Source organism: Photobacterium gaetbulicola (assembly GCF_003025515.1).
Lineage (GTDB): Bacteria > Pseudomonadota > Gammaproteobacteria > Enterobacterales > Vibrionaceae > Photobacterium > Photobacterium gaetbulicola.
Window position 1 is genome coordinate 192,180 of the sequence record NZ_PYME01000009.1, and the last position, 18,951, is coordinate 211,130.

11 protein-coding genes and 1 pseudogene are annotated in these 18,951 nt (G+C 54.2%); 11 read left to right on the forward strand and 1 reads right to left on the reverse strand.

The annotated features are described in order from the left end of the window. The first annotated feature begins 195 nt into the window (after positions 1-195). From C9J03_RS10375 to C9J03_RS10425, 11 genes are all read left to right on the forward strand, one after another. Positions 196-3,582, forward strand: a complete 3,387-nt coding sequence (locus C9J03_RS10375; protein WP_044624234.1) for a hybrid sensor histidine kinase/response regulator — start codon at positions 196-198, stop codon at positions 3,580-3,582. 608 nt (positions 3,583-4,190) lie between these two features. After that, complete coding sequence (locus tag C9J03_RS10380; RefSeq protein WP_044624235.1) at positions 4,191-5,870, forward strand: ABC transporter substrate-binding protein; 1,680 nt, start codon at positions 4,191-4,193, stop codon at positions 5,868-5,870. A 134-nt stretch (positions 5,871-6,004) separates the two neighbouring features. Next, complete coding sequence (locus C9J03_RS10385) at positions 6,005-6,991, forward strand: ABC transporter permease (RefSeq protein ID WP_044624236.1); 987 nt, start codon at positions 6,005-6,007, stop codon at positions 6,989-6,991. A 2-nt stretch (positions 6,992-6,993) separates the two neighbouring features. Continuing rightward, positions 6,994-8,019, forward strand: coding sequence for an ABC transporter permease (locus tag C9J03_RS10390; protein ID WP_044624237.1), 1,026 nt, complete (start codon positions 6,994-6,996; stop codon positions 8,017-8,019). Next, positions 8,019-8,990: an ABC transporter ATP-binding protein gene (locus tag C9J03_RS10395; protein WP_044624238.1), complete on the forward strand. Its 972-nt coding sequence runs from the start codon at positions 8,019-8,021 to the stop codon at positions 8,988-8,990. Before C9J03_RS10390 ends, C9J03_RS10395 begins: the two co-directional genes overlap by 1 nt. Positions 8,991-9,012: 22 nt before the next feature. Continuing rightward, entirely contained in the window at positions 9,013-10,008 is a 996-nt protein-coding gene (locus tag C9J03_RS10400) for an ABC transporter ATP-binding protein (protein WP_044624239.1), read from the forward strand. A 10-nt stretch (positions 10,009-10,018) separates the two neighbouring features. Continuing rightward, positions 10,019-11,752: a glycoside hydrolase family 9 protein gene (locus C9J03_RS10405; RefSeq protein WP_044624240.1), complete on the forward strand. Its 1,734-nt coding sequence runs from the start codon at positions 10,019-10,021 to the stop codon at positions 11,750-11,752. Between the two features lie 4 nt (positions 11,753-11,756). Continuing rightward, complete coding sequence (locus C9J03_RS10410; protein ID WP_197078645.1) at positions 11,757-12,632, forward strand: glucosamine kinase nucleotide-binding domain-containing protein; 876 nt, start codon at positions 11,757-11,759, stop codon at positions 12,630-12,632. Between the two features lie 7 nt (positions 12,633-12,639). After that, on the forward strand, positions 12,640-14,574 hold the full coding sequence (locus C9J03_RS10415) for a beta-N-acetylhexosaminidase (protein WP_044624242.1): 1,935 nt from the start codon (positions 12,640-12,642) through the stop codon (positions 14,572-14,574). A 39-nt stretch (positions 14,575-14,613) separates the two neighbouring features. Beyond that, complete coding sequence (locus tag C9J03_RS10420) at positions 14,614-17,019, forward strand: glycoside hydrolase family 94 protein (protein ID WP_044624243.1); 2,406 nt, start codon at positions 14,614-14,616, stop codon at positions 17,017-17,019. A 57-nt stretch (positions 17,020-17,076) separates the two neighbouring features. Beyond that, positions 17,077-18,489: a phosphoglucomutase/phosphomannomutase family protein gene (locus C9J03_RS10425; protein WP_044624244.1), complete on the forward strand. Its 1,413-nt coding sequence runs from the start codon at positions 17,077-17,079 to the stop codon at positions 18,487-18,489. A 372-nt stretch (positions 18,490-18,861) separates the two neighbouring features. On the opposite strand, the pseudogene C9J03_RS27285 reads toward C9J03_RS10425, so the two are convergent. Continuing rightward, positions 18,862-18,951, reverse strand: a pseudogene (locus C9J03_RS27285) (group II intron maturase-specific domain-containing protein); the annotation flags it as partial.

The window sequence follows — 18,951 nt, forward strand, 5'->3', positions numbered from 1 at the left end:
GCACACGCTTCCGCATCCACTTTCTTGCTTCAGCGAAAAAACACAGTATAACTGAACGTTATGGTGAATATTCCGTACCAGTAACCGTTGACTCCGTCAATTTACCGGTCACCACCAGCAATCATTTCATTATAAATCAAGGCTATAGATGAGCCTTGTTCACAGCTTGTCTCACAGGTAATTTCAGGCACTGGCATGCAGCAGACTACCCGTTTAAAGCGTCTCCAGCACACCTTAATGCTGGCTTTTTTAGTTTTGAGTATTACCCCGTTAATACTGTCGGCCCTCTTCTTCCTGAACTCACATACCAAGGATCTGTCTGAGCAGAGCACGAATCACCTTGCCTCCCTGCTCGACAACAAGAAGAAACAACTCAACAACTTCTTTGCCAGCCGGGAATCAGAGGTACAAAGTTTTGCCCGCTCCGAACTGGCCAATGCCAGCGGAGGGCGTTTTTATGGCCTGGTCGGTGCTTACCACCAGCTCGGCGATATCTCCGAGGTGCTCCGCAATACCGGCAGGAGCCGCTACTACACCGAAACCTTGATCAACAAGTCAGCCGGCGAACAGGATACCGGCAACTATATAGGTCACGAGCGCTACCGGCTGATGTACAAACGCTACAACTGGGCCTACGAAGAGTACCTCAAGCGCTCAAGCTTCAGTGACATTCTACTGGTTGATATCAGCGGGAATATTGTCTATGCCGCCAATAGCCCTGACATCTTCGGCATTAACCTTCCGCAATCAGCCCAGACATACCCGGCACTAAGCCAAACGTTCTCAGCAATCCAGAAAAAAACCGAACGTTCAGAAGGGGAAACCGATCAAGTACCGGTTACCTTTACCGACTTTAGCCAATCACAAGGCGAAGCGGATCTTGCCGCGTGGTTTGCCGCCCCAATCATCCAGCAAGGCTATTTGCACAGCTACGTGTTCTTCAAGCTGAGCAACCAATCAATCCGCGACTTCCTTAGTGATACCGGCAATAACTCCTATTCGGTCCAAACTCTGCTGGTAGGCCAAGACCACCGCTCCAGACTGCCGACCTCCAGTAATGATCCTGCCTCTTTTTCCAGTAGCAGTATCAACCGTGCCCTTGAGGGAGACAGCGGCGTCGGCAGCTTCGCCAACTTCAACGGTGTTCCCGTGCTCAGTGCCTTTGCCCCGCTCACCATTATGGATAGCCCCTGGGCGCTGGTGGTCGAGCTGCCAGAAGAAGAAGCCTTCGCCCGTATCCGCCAGCTAGAGGTGATCTTCTTTGTTGCCATGCTGACGGCCATTGTGCTGGTCATTATCGCCTCGCACTGGCTGTCGAACTCCATCACCGCCCCCCTGCTGCGTCTCACCTGGGCTGCGGAACAAGTCTCGGCCGGTGACATGGACCAAAAGATCGAGGGCATCGAGCGCTGTGATGAAATTGGTCGTCTGGCGATCAGCTTTGCCCGGATGCAGTCCTCGGTGAGGGAAAAAATGACCCTGATCCGCGAGCAAAACAACGAGCTGGAGCAGAGTATCCAGATCATCCAGCAGAAAAACAAAGAGCTGCAGACCGCCGATAAACTCAAGGATGAATTCCTGGCGACCACATCCCATGAACTGCGTACCCCGCTCCATGGCATGGTTGGGATTGCCGAGTCGCTGCTGGCCGGCGCCAACGGCCCAGTCCAGCATTCGCAACGCCGCCAGCTTGAAGTGATGATCAACAGCGGCCAGCGACTGACCAACCTGGTAGATGATCTGCTCGACTACCACAAGATGCGTTACGGCGATCTCGATATCCAGAAACAAGCGGTGGATGTTGCCTCTGCCGCTAGGTTAGTGCTGGAGCTCTCCGGCCACCTACTTGGCAGCAAACCGGTACGTATCATCAACCAGATCCCCAATGACTTGCCACTGGTCCAGGGCGATGAGCAGCGACTGGAGCAGGTTCTCTACAATTTGGTCGGCAACGCCATTAAGTATACCTCGGAAGGAAAAATCATTCTTTCCGCCACCATCCTGGAGTCCCAGCTGCGCATTCAGGTGGTCGATACCGGCCAGGGGATCCCGGCCGAACAGCTGGAATATATCTTCGAGCCACTGATCCAGGCCAACACCCAGTCGGCCAACTACCGCCAAGGCTCCGGCCTAGGCCTGTCAATCAGCCGCCAGCTCATCGAGCTGATGGGAGGCCGGCTGTATGTCAGCAGCCAGCCGATGATCGGCACCACTTTCAGCTTTACCCTCAACCTCGCTTCCGATGCCGATATTGCCAGCAGCGAGCTATCCAACCGCAGCAACCACTTCCAGATCCCCTCCGTGGAAGCCCAGGCCTACGAGCTGGAGCATATCGAGGAAAACCCCGATGGCGAACTGCTGCTCATTGTTGACGATGAACCGGTGAACCTGCAGGTGCTTCACAACTTCCTCCGACTCGAGGGATACCGGGTGATCACCGCGGAAAGCGGCCTGCAGGCGCTGAAACTAGTCGAGAGCCACCAGCCGGCACTGATGTTGCTGGATATTATGATGCCGGAAATGTCAGGGTATGAAGTGTGCGAACAATTACGCCAGCGCTACAATATGCTGGATCTCCCGATCATCATGCTGTCGGCTCTCGGGCAGGTACAGGATAGGATCCGGGGCTTCGAGTCCGGAGCCAATGATTACCTCACCAAGCCGTTCAACAAAGAGGAGCTGACAGCAAGGATCGGTGCCCACCTCAAAGCCGGGCAAACCGAGCGCCAGCTCAAGGAAAACCAGCGCCTCGCCGAAGAAATCGAGCGCCGGGAGCAAGTGGAAAACAGCCTGCTGGAAACCCAAAACCGCCTACTTGGCTTGCTGGAGTCCTCCAACGAGGCGATTCTCTGCGTTCAGGGCGGAGGGCGGATACGCTATGCCAATGCCGCGGCTGGCAAGCTCTTCAACCGCTCGCCGGAGCAGGTTGAGCGTCACCATATCGAAGATATCCTGGCGACTCACCTTCCCCAGGATATCAGCCAAAGTCACCACTTCCACGGCAGCTTGATGTTCCGGATCGGCGATAGCCTCCAGTCCCTCGATACCGATGTCATCAACCTCCCCGAAGAGTCGGGGCTACAGAGGATGTTTATCTTCGATAACCAAGGCCAAACCAGCAGCCACCGTATAGAGGTGCTCGAAAATGCCGTCGAAGTGCTGTCAGGATTCGCCTTCAACCGTAATAAGGAGAGTTTGCAAAAGCTACGCCACCTAGGTGACGAGTTCTGCTCCCTGGCAGACAAGCTCGAGGGCAACAGTAAAAGCAAAAGCGATACCCTGCGGGAGCTGCTGGTCGACATCATGAAAGCCACCCTCAAGCACTGGGAAGAGTCGACCCAAAAAACCAAGTTCGAACTGGCAGAGGAAAGTGGCCTATGGCGGGTCTATCTCGACCGTAGCACCCTGCAGACCCGCACGCTGGATAAATATCTGCATTTGGAAACCCTGCCGAAAACGCCCCGCTGGCGTACCGTGCTCAGTACTATCGATTTTGTCCTTGAACGCAGTCCTTGCAGCACCTCGGCCCATAGCGAGCTGCTGGCAATGAAGGAGCAGCTACAGCACATTATCAATCAGTAGCGCGGAACTATCCTCGAAAAAGCCTGCCTAGTGCAGGCTTTTTTTTGACTCAAATTATCCCTTTAAAAGTGCCAAAACAGCCGGGCAACGGACCGAAACAGTGGCCAAAAACTCCGCAACTCTAGCCATATGATGCGTCAAACCCAGCTGTTCCGATGAAAACTTTCAGTTTATGAGAAGGTAATCACAACAAAGTCTCCGCATAAATTTTCCGCAAGGAATTAAGCTATTTTTTTCCGCCGTTACATTCCCACCGAAACCACCCGAACGTAAATTATTGTTTTATAGTAACTTAACTAGACATGGTGATTATTGACTAATGAAACAGAAAAATAAAAAACGCGACCTCCCGCACACCTCCGTCGAGGGCGGGCGCTGGATCACAGTCCGTTATTAACGTTTTTTACGGAGGGAAGCGTGAATTTAACGTTTTTGACGGGCAGCCTGATTGACCGTTTTGTTAATCCGGAGTTTCCTTAAGGCACACAGAGCCTACAAGGCCATTTGTTCAGGTGCGTTACTCAACTTGAACAAAGTAGGTTCTTCCTCCCCGTGCATACGGGGCTTTTTCCATAAGTGAAACTAAGAGCAAAGAGTAAGGAACAGCTATGCTTGCCAATATAAAGAAAACCCAGTTAGCGCTAGCCGTTGTCGCAGCCGCTTCAACTATGTTAACCGCCCCAGTGGCGTCAGCTGCAGAGCGCAGCGAGCTAACCATGGTGCCTAAGTTCTACCCAACCTTTGTACGTAACTTTAACCCTTACCTACAGACTCAGCTGGATACCACCTATGACTTCATCTTCGAACCATTGGTTGTTTTCAATGAGCTGAAGGGCAACGAGCCGGTCATGCGTTTGGCAAAAGACTACTACATGTCTGATGACCTGATGCAAGTAACCTTCGAAATCCGTGATGGCGTAAAATGGTCTGACGGCAAAACCTTTACCGCCAAAGATGTTGCCTTCACCTTCGAACTACTGAAAAAACACCCAGAGCTTGACCGCACTGGTATCAATGCCCGCCTGAAAGGTGTCCAAGCGAAAGGCGACAAAGTGACCTTCAGCTTAAATGAAGCGAACTCGAATGTTCCTTACCTGATCTCCAAAGTTGCAGTGGTTCCAGAGCACATCTGGAGCAAGGTGGACGATCCTACACGCTTTACCAATGAAAACCCTGTCGGTACCGGTCCGTTTACAGAAATCGATACCTTTACCCCTCAGCTATACACCCAGTGCCGTAACCCGAACTACTGGGACAACGCCAACCTAGACGTGGACTGTCTGCGCCTGCCGCAGGTGGGTGGCAACGACCAATTCCTTGGCCAGGTACTGAGCGGCCAGTTTGACTGGACATACGCGTTCATTCCGGATGTAGACAGCACCTACGCCGCCGCTAGCCCGAACAACAAGTACTGGTACCCTGCCGGTGGTACTCAGGCATTCATGCTGAACTACAATACGCCGAACAAGGGCAACCACGAAGCCATCAACAACATTGACTTCCGCCGTGCCTTCTCAATGGCGATCGACCGCGAAACGATCATCGATATCGCCTTCTACGGCGGCGGTGTGGTGAATGACTACGCATCAGGCCTGGGCCAGGCATTTGCTTCATGGTCCGACAATGCGGTCTACGAGCAATACAAGCCATACATGACCTACAACGTTGCTAACGCCAAGGCCCTTTTGAAGAAAGCAGGCTTCAAAGACACCAATGGTGATGGCTATGTTGAAACCCCGACCGGCAAGAACATTGAGCTGACTATCCAGTCGCCTAACGGTTGGACCGACTTCAACAATACCGTACAGCTCAGCGTTGAAATGCTTCAGGAAGTGGGCATCAAGGCCAAGGCCAGCACCCCGGACTTCTCGGTATACAACCAGGCGATGCTAGATGCGACGTATGATGTGGCGTACACCAACTACTTCCACGGTGCGGATCCTTACACCTACTGGGATAGTGCTTACCACTCTCGCTTCCAGGCCAACGAAGGCATGCCTCGCTTCGCGCTGCACTACTGGCAGAGCAAGGAGCTAGATAGCTTACTGGCTGGTTTCTACAAGACGGCAGATCGCGATGAGCAGGTGAAAATGGCTCACGCTATCCAGAAGATCATTGCAGAGAACCAGGTAACCATCCCAGTCATGTCTGGTGCCTACACCTCGCAGTACAACACTTCACGCTTTACCGGTTGGTGGAACGAGAACAACCCGAAAGGGCGTCCAATGCCAATCACCAACACCCAAGAGCGTCTACTGCAAGTACTTGACCTAAAACCTAAATCGTAATTTTCGCAATTTGCGGTGCGCACCTTGCGCACCGCCCCTTCAACCTTCCCCCTTAGAAATAACTATGGCCAGTGGTCAGGGAAGAGTGTGTCTGAAATCTGGTTAGAGAAGCTGGATATTTTAAGGTGTGAGTTATGGGATTTTTTATACGCAGACTTAGCTTTTATTTTATTGCGCTCCTGTTCGCAATAACCCTCAATTTTATTATTCCCCGGGCCATGCCCGGTGATCCGGTCACCATGATGTTTGCCAATGCCGCCGTGCAGGTGACCCCTGAACGTATTGCCGCGATGAAAGAGCTGCTGGGCTTTGTCGACGGCCCTATCTACCAGCAATACCTAATCTACCTAAAAGGAATCCTGTCGTGGGATTTGGGGATTTCCATCCAGACCTACCCGCAAACCGTTAACGACGTCTTGGGCAATGCCGTTGGCTGGTCACTGTTCCTGGCAGGGACCGCGGTTATCTTGGCATTCTGCCTCGGTTCGACCCTCGGCATCTTTGCGGCATGGAAGCGCGGCAGCAAGTACGACGCCTTCATTTCTCCGGGCATGATGGTGGTGCAAGCCGTGCCACCTGTGGTCGTGGCCATGCTGGTACTCTACACCTTCGCGATTGGCACCAAGTGGTTCCCGTCGACCTATGCCTACACCCCAGGGACAACGCCTGACTGGACCAGCTTGGATTTCTACCTGGATGTGGGCTACCACGCCGTATTGCCGCTGTTCTGCGCCACGATCATCCAGATCGGTGGCTTCCTGATCAACATGCGCAACAACATGATCAACCTGCTCAACGAAGACTACATCACGATGGCAAAAGGCAAGGGCCTGAGCGAAAACCGCGTGGTCTTCAAGTACGCCGCCCGAAATGCCATGCTGCCGAGTGTCACCGCCCTGTCCATGGCTATCGGTATGGCCATCGGTGGCCAACTGATCATCGAGATGATTTTCAACTACCCGGGGCTTGGCACTGTACTGCTCAATGCCATTAACACCCGTGACTACCAAGTGCTGCAGGGCCAGCTACTGATCATGACGATGTTCATGCTGTTCTTCAACTTCTTGGCCGACATTCTTATCGTTGCTCTGGATCCTCGCCTACGTAAGGGAGGCAAATAATCATGAAAGGACTAATTAAACTACTCTCTGGCAATGCCAAAGCTATGCTGGGCCTTATCATCATCGCGACCTTCGTTTTTGGTGCGCTGTTTGCCCCAATGATCACCAAGCACGCACCTGATAAGCGTACCGGTAACCCGCATGAATACCCGGCCTTTGTCGTGAAGGCTGCGCAGAATAACCCTGACGGTTGGGTAGCAACCAACTTGGCCGATAGTAAGCGTACCTTACGGATGTCCAAGGATGCTGACCACGTTCTAGGCACCACCCGCATGGGCCGGGATGTCTGGTCTCAAGTGGTTTACGGTGCCCGTACGTCACTGGCTGTCGGTTTCGGTGCCGGGATCATGGTGTGCTTCTTGGCAACGGTTATCGGTGTCTCCGCCGGTTACTTTGGTGGCCGTGTCGACGACATCCTGTCAGCCGCTATGAACATCATGCTGGTGATCCCCCAGCTGCCGCTGTTGTTCGTGATTGCCGCCTTCATTGGTCAGGCGGGCCCTCTCACTATCGCTATCGTCATCGGGATGACTTCCTGGGCATGGGGTGCCCGTGTAGTCAGGGCCCAGACTCTGTCCCTGCGTGAGAAAGAATTCGTCAAGGCGGCAGAGGTCTTGGGCGAATCACCTGTGCGCATCATCTTTGTCGAGATCTTGCCTAACCTGATTTCCATTGTCGGCGCCAGCTTCATCGGCTCGGTCATGCTCGCCATTATGACCGAAGCAACCCTGTCCTTCCTGGGCTTGGGTAACCCGAACTCGATTAGCTGGGGCATCATGCTCTACAACGTACAGACCTCCTCCTCGATGCTGGTCGGTGCCTGGTGGGAACTGTTGGCTCCATGTCTGGCCCTGACATTCATTGCCGTTGGTCTGGCGATGCTTAACTTTGCAGTCGATGAAATCGCCAACCCGCAGCTGCGCTCGCACAAAGGCATGCGCCGCTGGAAGAACATGGCTAAAGAAAACCAGAAACACGCTCAGGCCACTATCAAGCCTCAGCCAGCCCTTGAAGGGGGAGAGAAATAATGACCAATCCACAAATTTCTATCCGCAACCTGTGCGTTGACTACATTACCGATGCCGGTGATGTGCGTGCGGTAAACAACGTCAGCTTCGATATCGGCAAAGGCGAAATCTTTGGGCTGGCTGGTGAGTCCGGCTGTGGTAAATCCACCGTGGCCTTTTCCCTGATGCGCCTGCACAAGCCGCCTGCATTTATCACCGGCGGTGAGGTTATCTTCGACGGCCACGGTGACATCCTGAAGTTCAATGACATGCAGATGTCTGCCTTTCGCTGGAGCGAGATCTCGATGGTCTTCCAAAGTGCGATGAACGCCCTCAACCCGGTGCTGACACTGGAGGAGCAGTTCTGCGATGTGATCATGCGCCATACCGCCATGACCCGCCAGCAGGCAGTGCGCCGTGCAGAAGGCCTGCTGGAAATCGTTGATATCCACCCTAGCCGGCTGCGTGACTACCCGCACCAGTTCTCTGGCGGTATGCGCCAGCGTCTGGTGATCGCCATTGCCCTGGCTCTCAATCCAAAGATGATCATCATGGACGAACCAACAACCGCCCTGGATGTGGTGGTACAGCGCGAGATCCTGCAAAAGATCTACGCCCTGAAGGAAGAATTCGGTTTCTCTATCCTGTTCATTACCCATGATCTGTCTTTGATGGTCGAGTTCTCCGATCGTATCGGCATCATGTATTCCGGCGAGCTGGTTGAAGTCGCACCGTCGAAGCAAATTCTGGAAACCCCGTTCCATCCTTATACCGAAGGGCTGGGCAGTTCATTCCCACCGCTGACCGGACCGAAAACCCGCCTGACAGGGATCCCGGGCAACCCGCTCAACTTGCTGGAAGTACCGACCGGGTGCCGGTTCCAGGCCCGCTGCGGCAAAGCCCATGACGCCTGCTTTAGCCAAGCAACCCAGCTTCGCCAGTTGGAACACGGCCGTTTTAGTAACTGCCACCTATTCCACAAGAGCAGTTAAGGATTAAGTAATAGGAAGCATTATGAGCAAGCCAACCGGACAACCAATTATTGAAGGGAAGAACCTAGTCAAGGACTTCCCGGTCAACAGCAACTCGCTGAAGAAATCCATGATGCGCGCTATCAACGACGTGTCATTCAAGATGTACAAAAGCCGCGGCCTCTCCGTCGTCGGCGAATCCGGCTCGGGCAAATCGACCACGGCCAAAATGATAGCCAAAATGTATGCCCCGACAGCCGGCAAGATTGAATACTACGGGCGCGATATTGCCACCATTGAGAAAAAAGCCGATCTGATGCAATACCGCCAGGGAATCCAGATGGTATGGCAAGACCCGTTCGGCTCGTTGAACCCGACCCATACCATTTTCCACCATGTTGCCCGCCCGCTGCTGATCCACAACAAGGTGAGCAAGGGCAACAAGAAGGAGCTGGAAGAGAAGGTCTACGATTTGCTCGAACAGGTTGGTCTGATCCCGCCGAAAGAAACTGCGGCCAAGTACCCACACCAGCTTTCTGGCGGCCAGCGCCAGCGCGTGAACCTGGCCAGAAACATTGCCGTCGGTGCCGAGGTGGTCCTGGCCGACGAGCCCACGTCGATGCTTGATGTGTCGATCCGGGCCGGGGTCCTCAACCTGATGGAAGAGATGAAGTTCGAGCGCGAGATGGCGCTGCTTTACATCACCCACGATATCGCAACTGCGCGCTACATTGCTGAAGATCTGGCGGTGATGTACGTCGGCCACATGGTCGAATGGGGGGACACCGAGGAGATCATCCACGATCCCCAGCACCCATATACCCAGCTGCTGGTATCGGCGGTGCCGGATCCGAAGAAGTCGATCCACGAGAAGCTCAAGGGGAACAAAGGGGAGATCCCGCTCTGGACACCAGAGAGCCTGGGCTGTCCATTTGCCGGTCGCTGTACCCACGCCACTGACAGGTGCCGCCAGCAACTGCCGGGAGTTACCCAGCTCTCCGACAACCATTTCGTGCGTTGTTACCTGTACGAGAATTAACGGAGGGATCATGCAGCTGTTAATCAATCACTTAGGCTATGAGCAATTTGGCCACAAGCAAGCAGTCGTCCAAACGGCCTCGGTCATTGACACTCAATATGCCGAGCTACTGTGCGCCAACAGCCACCAGCCAATTATGCAGCTGCCTCTTGTGGCCTGTGGTCCGGTCGATCAATGGCATACAGGACTCACCTACACGATCGACTTTTCCGCACTCAGCAAGTGCGGGGACTACCTGATGCGTGTTGGTGAAATCCTGTCGGAGCCATTTGCCATCGCCGAGGGGCTATTGATGACGCGCACTTTCAGCGATGTCCTGCACTATTTTAAATCCCAGCGCTGCGGCGGTAAGTTTGACCTTGCGGATCAAGCTATACCGCTACTTGGCACCGATACCCGAGTTGATGTCCGCGGTGGCTGGTACGACGCATCCGGCGACGTCAGCAAGTACCTGAGTCACCTTTCTTTCAGCAACTATTTCAATCCCCAACAGACTCCGATGGTGGTATGGAATATGCTGACAGCATTCGAAAAGCTGGCCGACGAACAGTCTTTCGCGGCTTTCAGCCGGGTCCGGCTGCTGGAAGAAGCCCTCTATGGAGCTGACTTCCTGCTGAATATGCAATCACCGCAGGGCTTCTTCTACACCACCGTGTTCGACAAGTGGAGCAAGCAAACCGATCAGCGTGAGATCTGCAGCTACGCCCACCAGAGTGGCGACAAGTCTGACGATTTCCAAGCGGGCTTCCGTCAGGGCGGGGGCGTAACTATTGCCGCCTTGGCTGCGGCTAGCCGGGTCTTGCGTAGTTCTTCGGCACGACACATAGGCTACCCGGCAATAAACAGCGATGCCTATCTGAAGGCTGCCGTACAAGGCTACTGGCACCTGATCGAGCACAACACCCAATACCTCAATGACGGTACCGAGAACATTATCGATGAATACTGTGCGCTGCTGGCTGGCGTAGAATTATTCCGTGCCATCGGCGATGATGACTTCTTAATCCAGGCCCGTCACTGGGCCGACAGGCTGGCCAAGCGGCAATGTTGTGACGAGCAGCAACAACATTTTTGGTCTGCTAACCACGATGGCAGCCGGCCTTACTTTCATGCAGCCGAAGCCGGCTTGCCGGTGATCAGCCTGCTCCAGTACCTCGCCATCGAACCCGACTCAGAGCGCAGGCAACGACTGGGACAGGTTATCGCCAATGCTGTCGCGTTCGAACTCGATATTACCCATGGCGTGGCCAACCCGTTTGGCTACCCGCGCCAGTACACCAAACCTCTGAACGGCCAGAAAGCAGCCACATTTTTCATTCCCCACCAGAACGAAACCGGCTACTGGTGGCAGGGAGAAAATGCCCGCTTGGCCTCGCTTGCCAGTATGGCATTCCTTGCCGCGGGTATACCAAGCTGCCAGCCCCTGCGCCCCCAGCTCAAAGCCTATGGCCAACGCTTGCTCGATTGGCAGCTGGGACTGAACCCATTTGATATCTCGATGCTTGATGGCCACGGCCACAATAATCCGGACTACCTGCCAGAGCTCGGTTTTTTCAATGCGAGAGGCGGTATCTGCAACGGTATTACCTCTGGGGTCGACAACGAGCATGACATAGCCTTTAACCCGCCCCCTCACCATCAGGATATGTTGCAGAACTGGCGCTGGGGGGAGCAATGGATCCCCCATGCCGCATGGTATTTATTGGCTGTAACGCTGCAATTCAAGGAGCGACACGATGACTGATCCTATTCGCTATTACGTCGGGGTCGACGGGGGCGGCACATCCTGCCGCGCCCGGATCACCGACCATAACGGGCACTGCCTGGGGGAAGCCAAAACCGGCAGCGCCAATATCTTGCTGGGCGCTGATGTTGCCATGGCATCGATCATCGATGCCATTGCGACCGCAGCCGCCGCCGCGGGCCTTACCGAGGACTGCTACCCGGCAATGTCTGTTGGCCTGGCCTTGGCGGGCGCCGAGCAGCGCTCGGCATGGTATGAGTTTATGGCCCAGCCACACCCGTTTGGGGCTGTCACCCTAAACACCGATGCCTACGGGGCTTGCCTTGGTGCCTGGGGCGGTAACGACGGGGCAATTTTGATCGCAGGTACGGGATCGTGCGGGATCTTGATCAAAGACGCCAAGCAGCACGTGGTTGGCGGACGCGAGTTCCCGATCTCCGATCAGGGCGGTGGTGCCGTCATGGGACTTCGCCTCATCCAGCAAACCCTGCTGGCCCATGATGGGATCCGTCCCATGACAGCATTGGCTGAACATGTCCTTGACCACTTCAACCGGGATATTGATGCCATCGTGAGCTGGTCTAAAACTGCCCGCCCCTGTGATTACGGCCAGTTCTCTCCTGCTATTTTTGCAGCAGCCTACCGGGGTGATGCACTGGGGATCGAGCTGCTCAACCAGACGGCAGCGGACATAGAAATGTGGATGAAAGCCCTAATCCATCGTGGAGCCGACAAAATCTGCTTGATGGGTAGTATTGCCGAGCGGATTAAGCCCTGGCTGATCCCGCCTTTACAACAGCGCGTCGCCACGCCATTGGGTGACGCGATGGATGGTGCGCTGGCTATGGCCCGCGGTTGCCACAACCTTTACCCTTTGTGAGGTAGCTATGAGCTTTCGTCTCGATTTTGTCGTCATCGACCAGCAGCCGGATCAATCCCGGCTCGCGCTGACGCTTCACAACTTATCAGACCGGCCGCTATGTCTGTGGTCACTGCATTTCACACTGGGGCGTTGGATCAACCATACCAGCTTGACCCACGGCAAGCTTGAACAAGTAGGAAGTTACTGCACGTTAACCCCGAGCCACCATGAAGAACTAAAACCCAATGGCCACTTCTACACCGAGTTCACCATCGGGACCAAGCCGTTTACGCTACTGGATGATGGGATCATTGATGCATTCATTTGCAGCAACGAGGGCCACGCGCCTTTAATCACCCCTCAGCCAGTAGAGATCACCGCCTTCGGCTTGCAGCAGCCTCATCGCGACCGCCACAGTACGCCGCTTGAACCGGCGGCGGCAATCTGCCTTGTCCCAGCGCCCCAACAGCTCACCCCCCTGGCAGGCGAGTTTACACTCACTCCCCTCTCGGCCATCTCACTGGGTACCCCGCTGGCTGAAGGTTGCTGCCGCTGGTTGCAGGTAGAGCTCAAGCACCAACTTAACGAACCGATAAACGTTCATCCGCAGGGCAATATTCACTACCAATACCGGGAGCAGTTGGCTGAGGGCGCCTACCAACTACTGGTGGAGCAAGATGATATCTGGTTGCTGGCCAGCTCTAAGGCCGGCTTCTGCCATGCCACCTCATCCTTGCTGCAGCTATTACCCCCGCAGCCCAATCACCGGGCAGAGACGGCTCGCCGCCTACCCATGGTTGAGATCAGCGATGCACCGCACTTTGGCCACCGCGGCATGATGCTGGACTGTGCCCGCCACTTCCATCCAGTGGCGCGGATCAAGTTCTTGCTCAACCAGCTGGCACGGTACAAATTCAACGTTTTCCACTGGCACCTTACCGATGACGAAGGCTGGCGCGTAGAGATAGATGCCTACCCGGAGCTGACACGCATTGGTGCCTGGCGCGGCCCCAACGAGCCAATCCAACCACAATTTACCTCCATCAGCCACCGTTACGGCGGCTATTACACCAAGCAGGATATCCGCGACATCATCGACTATGCCGCGGATCGCGGGATCATGGTGATCCCGGAGATTGATATCCCGGGACATTGCCGAGCGGCGATAAAATCACTGCCCGAGTTGCTTGTGGATCCACAGGACAGTTCGGTTTATCGCAGTATTCAAGGGTACAACGACAACATCTTGTCACCCGCATTACAGGGAACTTATACCTTCCTCACCAAGGTGCTCGATGAAATCTGCGCGCTTTTCCCCGCGCCTTATGTCCATATCGGAGCCGATGAAGTACCCACAGGAGTCTGGACCGATAGTCCTGCCTGCCGGGCTTTGATGGACGAACATGGCTATGCCGATCCCATGGAGCTTCAGGGCCACCTCTTGCGCTTTGCCGAGCATCATCTCAACAGCAAAGGCAAGCGCATGATGGGCTGGGAAGAAGCGACCCACGGCGACAAGGTCAGCAAGGACACCATTATTTTCTCCTGGTTGAACGAGCAAGCCGGACTCTCCGCAGCCCAAGCGGGGTATGACGTTGTGATGCAACCCGGCCAAAGTACTTACCTCGATATGGCCCAAGGCGACTCTGCCGACGAGGCGGGGGTCGACTGGGCAGGCAAGCTTGTCCTGGAGCAGGTATACCAATACCAGCCCTTTGCCGATTTGCCGACCTCAGATCCCGCCCACCAACGTATCAGAGGCATCCAGTGCGCCCTCTGGTGCGAGCTGATCAATAGCCAGAGTCGATTCGAGTACATGATCTACCCACGCTTGCTGGCCATCGCCGAGATCGGCTGGACAGCCCCGGAAAAACGCAGCTGGCCAGATTTCACCGCCCGCCTAGCCGGCCAGTTCGCTTATTTAGACAAAGTAGGCATCAATTACCGTCGCTGCGAGTAAGGCGCAGGACAACGATTACAATAAAAGGATTGAAACACCATGAAATACGGTTTTTTTGATAACGACAATAGAGAGTATGTGATCACTCGTCCTGACGTCCCCGCGCCTTGGACCAACTACTTGGGAACAGAAAAATTTTGTACCGTTATCTCGCACAACGCGGGAGGGTACTCTTTCTATAACTCACCAGAGTACAATCGGGTGACCAAATTCCGCCCGAACGCAACCTTCGACCGCCCTGGCCACTATGTCTACCTGCGCGACGACGAAACAGGCGACTACTGGTCTATATCATGGCAGCCAGTGGCCAAAAACCTGGATGAAGCCAACTACGAAATCCGCCATGGTCTGTCTTACTCCAAGTTCAAGTGTGAATACGGCGGTATCACCGCAACCAAAACCCTCTTTGTTCCCAAAGGTGAAGATGCCGAGGTATGGGATGTGGTTATCAAAAACACCACTGATAAACCACGCACCATCAGTGCCTTCTCATTTGTTGAGTTCTCGTTCAGCCATATCCAGTCTGATAACCAAAACCACCAGATGTCACTGTACTCTGCCGGTACGGAATACAATGATGGCGTGATCGAATACGATCTCTACTACAACACTAATAACTTTGAAGGCTTCTACTTTCTGGCCTCAACGTTCTCGCCTGACAGTTACGATGGCCAGCGTGACAGCTTCCTCGGCCTGTACCGTGACGAAGCCAACCCGATTGCCGTTGAAAAAGGCCAGTGTTCAAACTCAGCCCAGACCTGTTACAACCATTGTGGCTCTCTGCACAAGCAGTTCACCATTCAACCGGGTGAAGAAGTCCGCTTTGCTTACATCCTCGGTATCGGCAAGGGCAATGGCGAACGCTTGAGGGCCAAATACCAGAACCCTGAGGAAATCGATGCAGCTTTCGCAGGGATCAAAGCCCACTGGGATGAGCGTTGCGCCAAATTCCAAGTCAAGTCTCCCAATGAAGGGCTCGACACCATGATCAATGCCTGGACCCTGTATCAGGCCGAAACGTGTGTGGTCTGGTCGCGCTTCGCCTCCTTCATTGAGGTCGGCGGTCGCACCGGGCTGGGCTACCGCGATACCGCCCAGGACGCCATTTCCGTGCCGCACTCCAACGCCGCCATGACCCGTAAGCGCCTGGTCGACCTGCTACGTGGCCAGGTAAAAGCCGGTTATGGATTGCACTTGTTCGATCCTGATTGGTTCGATCCGGAAAAAGCCGATGTTAAACCCTCCAAGTCGCCAACGGTTGTTCCTACCCCGAGTGACGAAGATAAGATCCACGGTATCGAAGACACCTGCTCGGACGATCACCTCTGGCTGATCCCGACTATCTGTAAGTACGTGATGGAAACCGGTGAAGAGCACTTCTTTGATGAAGTGATCCCCTATGCCGACGGCGGCGACGCAACCGTATACGAGCACATGAAAGCGGCGCTGGACTTCTCTGCTGAATATGTGGGGCAGACGGGGATCTGTAAGGGCTTGCGTGCCGACTGGAATGACTGCTTGAACCTGGGCGGCGGCGAGTCTGCCATGGTGTCCTTCCTTCACTTCTGGGCGCTACAGGAATTCATCGAACTGGCCAAGTATCTTGGCAATAATGAGGATGTGGCCAAATACACAGAAATGGCAGCCAATGTCCGAGAAGCCTGTGAGAAACACCTATGGGACGAGGAAGGCGGCTGGTATATCCGCGGCCTAACCAAAAACGGCGACAAGATCGGTACCGCCCAGCAAACGGAGGGGCGCATCCACCTTGAATCCAACACCCTTGCGGTTCTGTCAGGCCTGGCATCCCAAGAGCGCGGCGAGCAAGCCATGGATGCCGTCGACGAAAACCTATTCTCGGAATACGGCTTGCACCTGAATGCCCCATCGTTTGCCACACCAAATGATGACATCGGCTTTGTTACCCGCGTTTACCAGGGAGTAAAAGAGAATGGTGCCATCTTCTCCCACCCCAATCCTTGGGCCTGGGTAGCGGAAGCCAAGCTCGGCCGAGGCGATCAGGCAATGAAGTTCTACGATGCCCTGAACCCTTACAACCAAAATGACATCATCGAAAAGCGCATTGCCGAACCTTATTCGTACGTTCAGTTCATCATGGGACGCGACCATCAAGACCATGGCCGGGCTAACCACCCATGGCTGACAGGTACCTCTGGCTGGGCCTATTTTGCTGTCACCAACTTCATTTTGGGCGTACAGACTGGTTTTGCGGGTCTGACGGTAAACCCTTGTATTCCGACCCATTGGCCGGGCTTTGAGGTCACTCGTCAGTGGCGCGGTGCAACATATCAGATCAAAGTGGAAAACCCGAACGGCGTCAGCAAAGGCATTCGTTCAATTAGCCTCAATGGCGAATTGATTGAAGGGGCCATTCCGGTGCAGCCAGCTGGCAGCACCAATACCGTGACCGTTGTTATGGGCTAACACATCTTGGGGCGCCAGTTGCGCCCCATCTATCTACGAGAGAATAGGAGTTCCACTATGATCCAATTTGGAACCGGAGGCTGGCGAGCACTTATCGGTGAAGAGTTCACCAAAGACAATGTGCGCTTGGCTGCCCAGGGGTTAGCAAATATCATGATCGCCGAGCAGGTTACTGATAACGGGTTTGTTATCGGGTATGACCGCCGTTTTCTGTCAGACAAAGCAGCGGCCTGGTTTGCCGAAGTACTGGCCGCAAACGGGATCAAAGTCAGCTTTATCAATAAGTTTGTTCCCACTCCGATTGTTATGTTCCAGGCCAAGGAAACCGGGGCTACATACTCGGCCTGTATCACCGCCTCGCATAACCCTGCCGACTACAACGGTATCAAAGTCTTCATCGAAGGGGGCCGAGATGCTGATGAAGTGATTACGGCTAAAATTGAACAGCAGGTCGCGACACTCACAGCCAAAGACGTCAAGTCGGTCGACTTCGAGCAAGCGCTTGAGGACAAGCTCATCACCCTGATCAACCCAATGAATGAATTTGTCGATTCCATTATTAACTTTATCGATATTGACGCAATCAAAAAAGCCAACTTGCGAGTACTGATTGATCCGATGTTCGGGGTCGCCAAGAACGCCCTGCAAACCGTGCTGATCACGGGACGGTGTGATGTTGATGTGATCAACGATGGCCAAAACCCAGCTTTTGGCGGCTTGATGCCTTCACCAAATGCAGCAACACTGTACCGCCTGAAACACCTTGTCGCCCACGAGGGTTACGACATCGGTATTGGCACCGACGGTGATGCCGATCGCCTCGGGATCATCGATGAGAAAGGCCACTTCATTCACCCCAATGAAGTCTTGATGCTGCTCTATTACTACCTGCTTGAGTATAAGGGCTGGAAAGGTTCGGTCGTGCGCAACATTGCCACGACGCACTTACTCGACAAGATTGCAGCAGACCACGGTGAAAAGAGCTTCGAAGTTCCTGTCGGCTTCAAGCACATCAGCTCACAAATGGAGGCCGATGACTCCCTCATTGGCGGTGAAAGCTCGGGCGGCCTGACCATCCGCGGCCACATCAAAGGTAAAGATGGGGTGTTCGCCTCCAGCTTGCTGGTCGAAATGATCAGCGTTACCGGCAAGAAACTGTCGGAAATGCTCAATGAAATCTACAGCAAATATGGCTATGCCTATACCGCCGAGGGTGACTGCACCTTCCGCCCAGCCGACCGCCAGCGCCTCTACGATCGAATATACATCAACAAAGAGTTGCCTGAGTTTGACAGGGAGGTCGAGCGAGTCAGCTATGCCGACGGTGCCAAGGTCTACTTCAAAAACGGAGGCTGGGCACTGGCCCGCTTCTCGGGCACTGAACCACTATTACGACTGTTTGCTGAAATGGAGGACCAAGAGCAGGCTGAAAAAGTTGTCAGTCGGCTCAAAGCGTTCTTGAACCTTTGAGTTCCCCCCTTTCTCAGCACTAGCCTTACCACTGCCTTGGCTGGTACTGGGGATACACGTTGAGTCCTATCGTAACACGCGCATAGCTGTTACATTTCGCGGGCTTTAAGCCTTGGCGGCAAGGGTAGCTTCGCTACCCTTTTTCTTTATCTAAACCTCGGACAATTGGCGATCCAACAAATATCTCGTTCAAGCAGAAGGTGTCATTAAATAATGCTGCGAAAAGTTGCTATTTCGCACAAGGAGATACTCAGCTATTCCACGAGTTCAGGCTTCTCTATTCCGAAGATCTTGCTTTATTGTCTGTAGCCTCAAGCCGATAGCCATTGGTCGGAAAATCGAGTAGGAGGAGGCCTCACGGCCTCCGTCCTCTCACACCACCGTACAAGCGTGGGTCGCATACGGCGGTTCCGAATATATTTTCAGTGACTCATACCCATCTCTCAATGAGTACATGCCCAT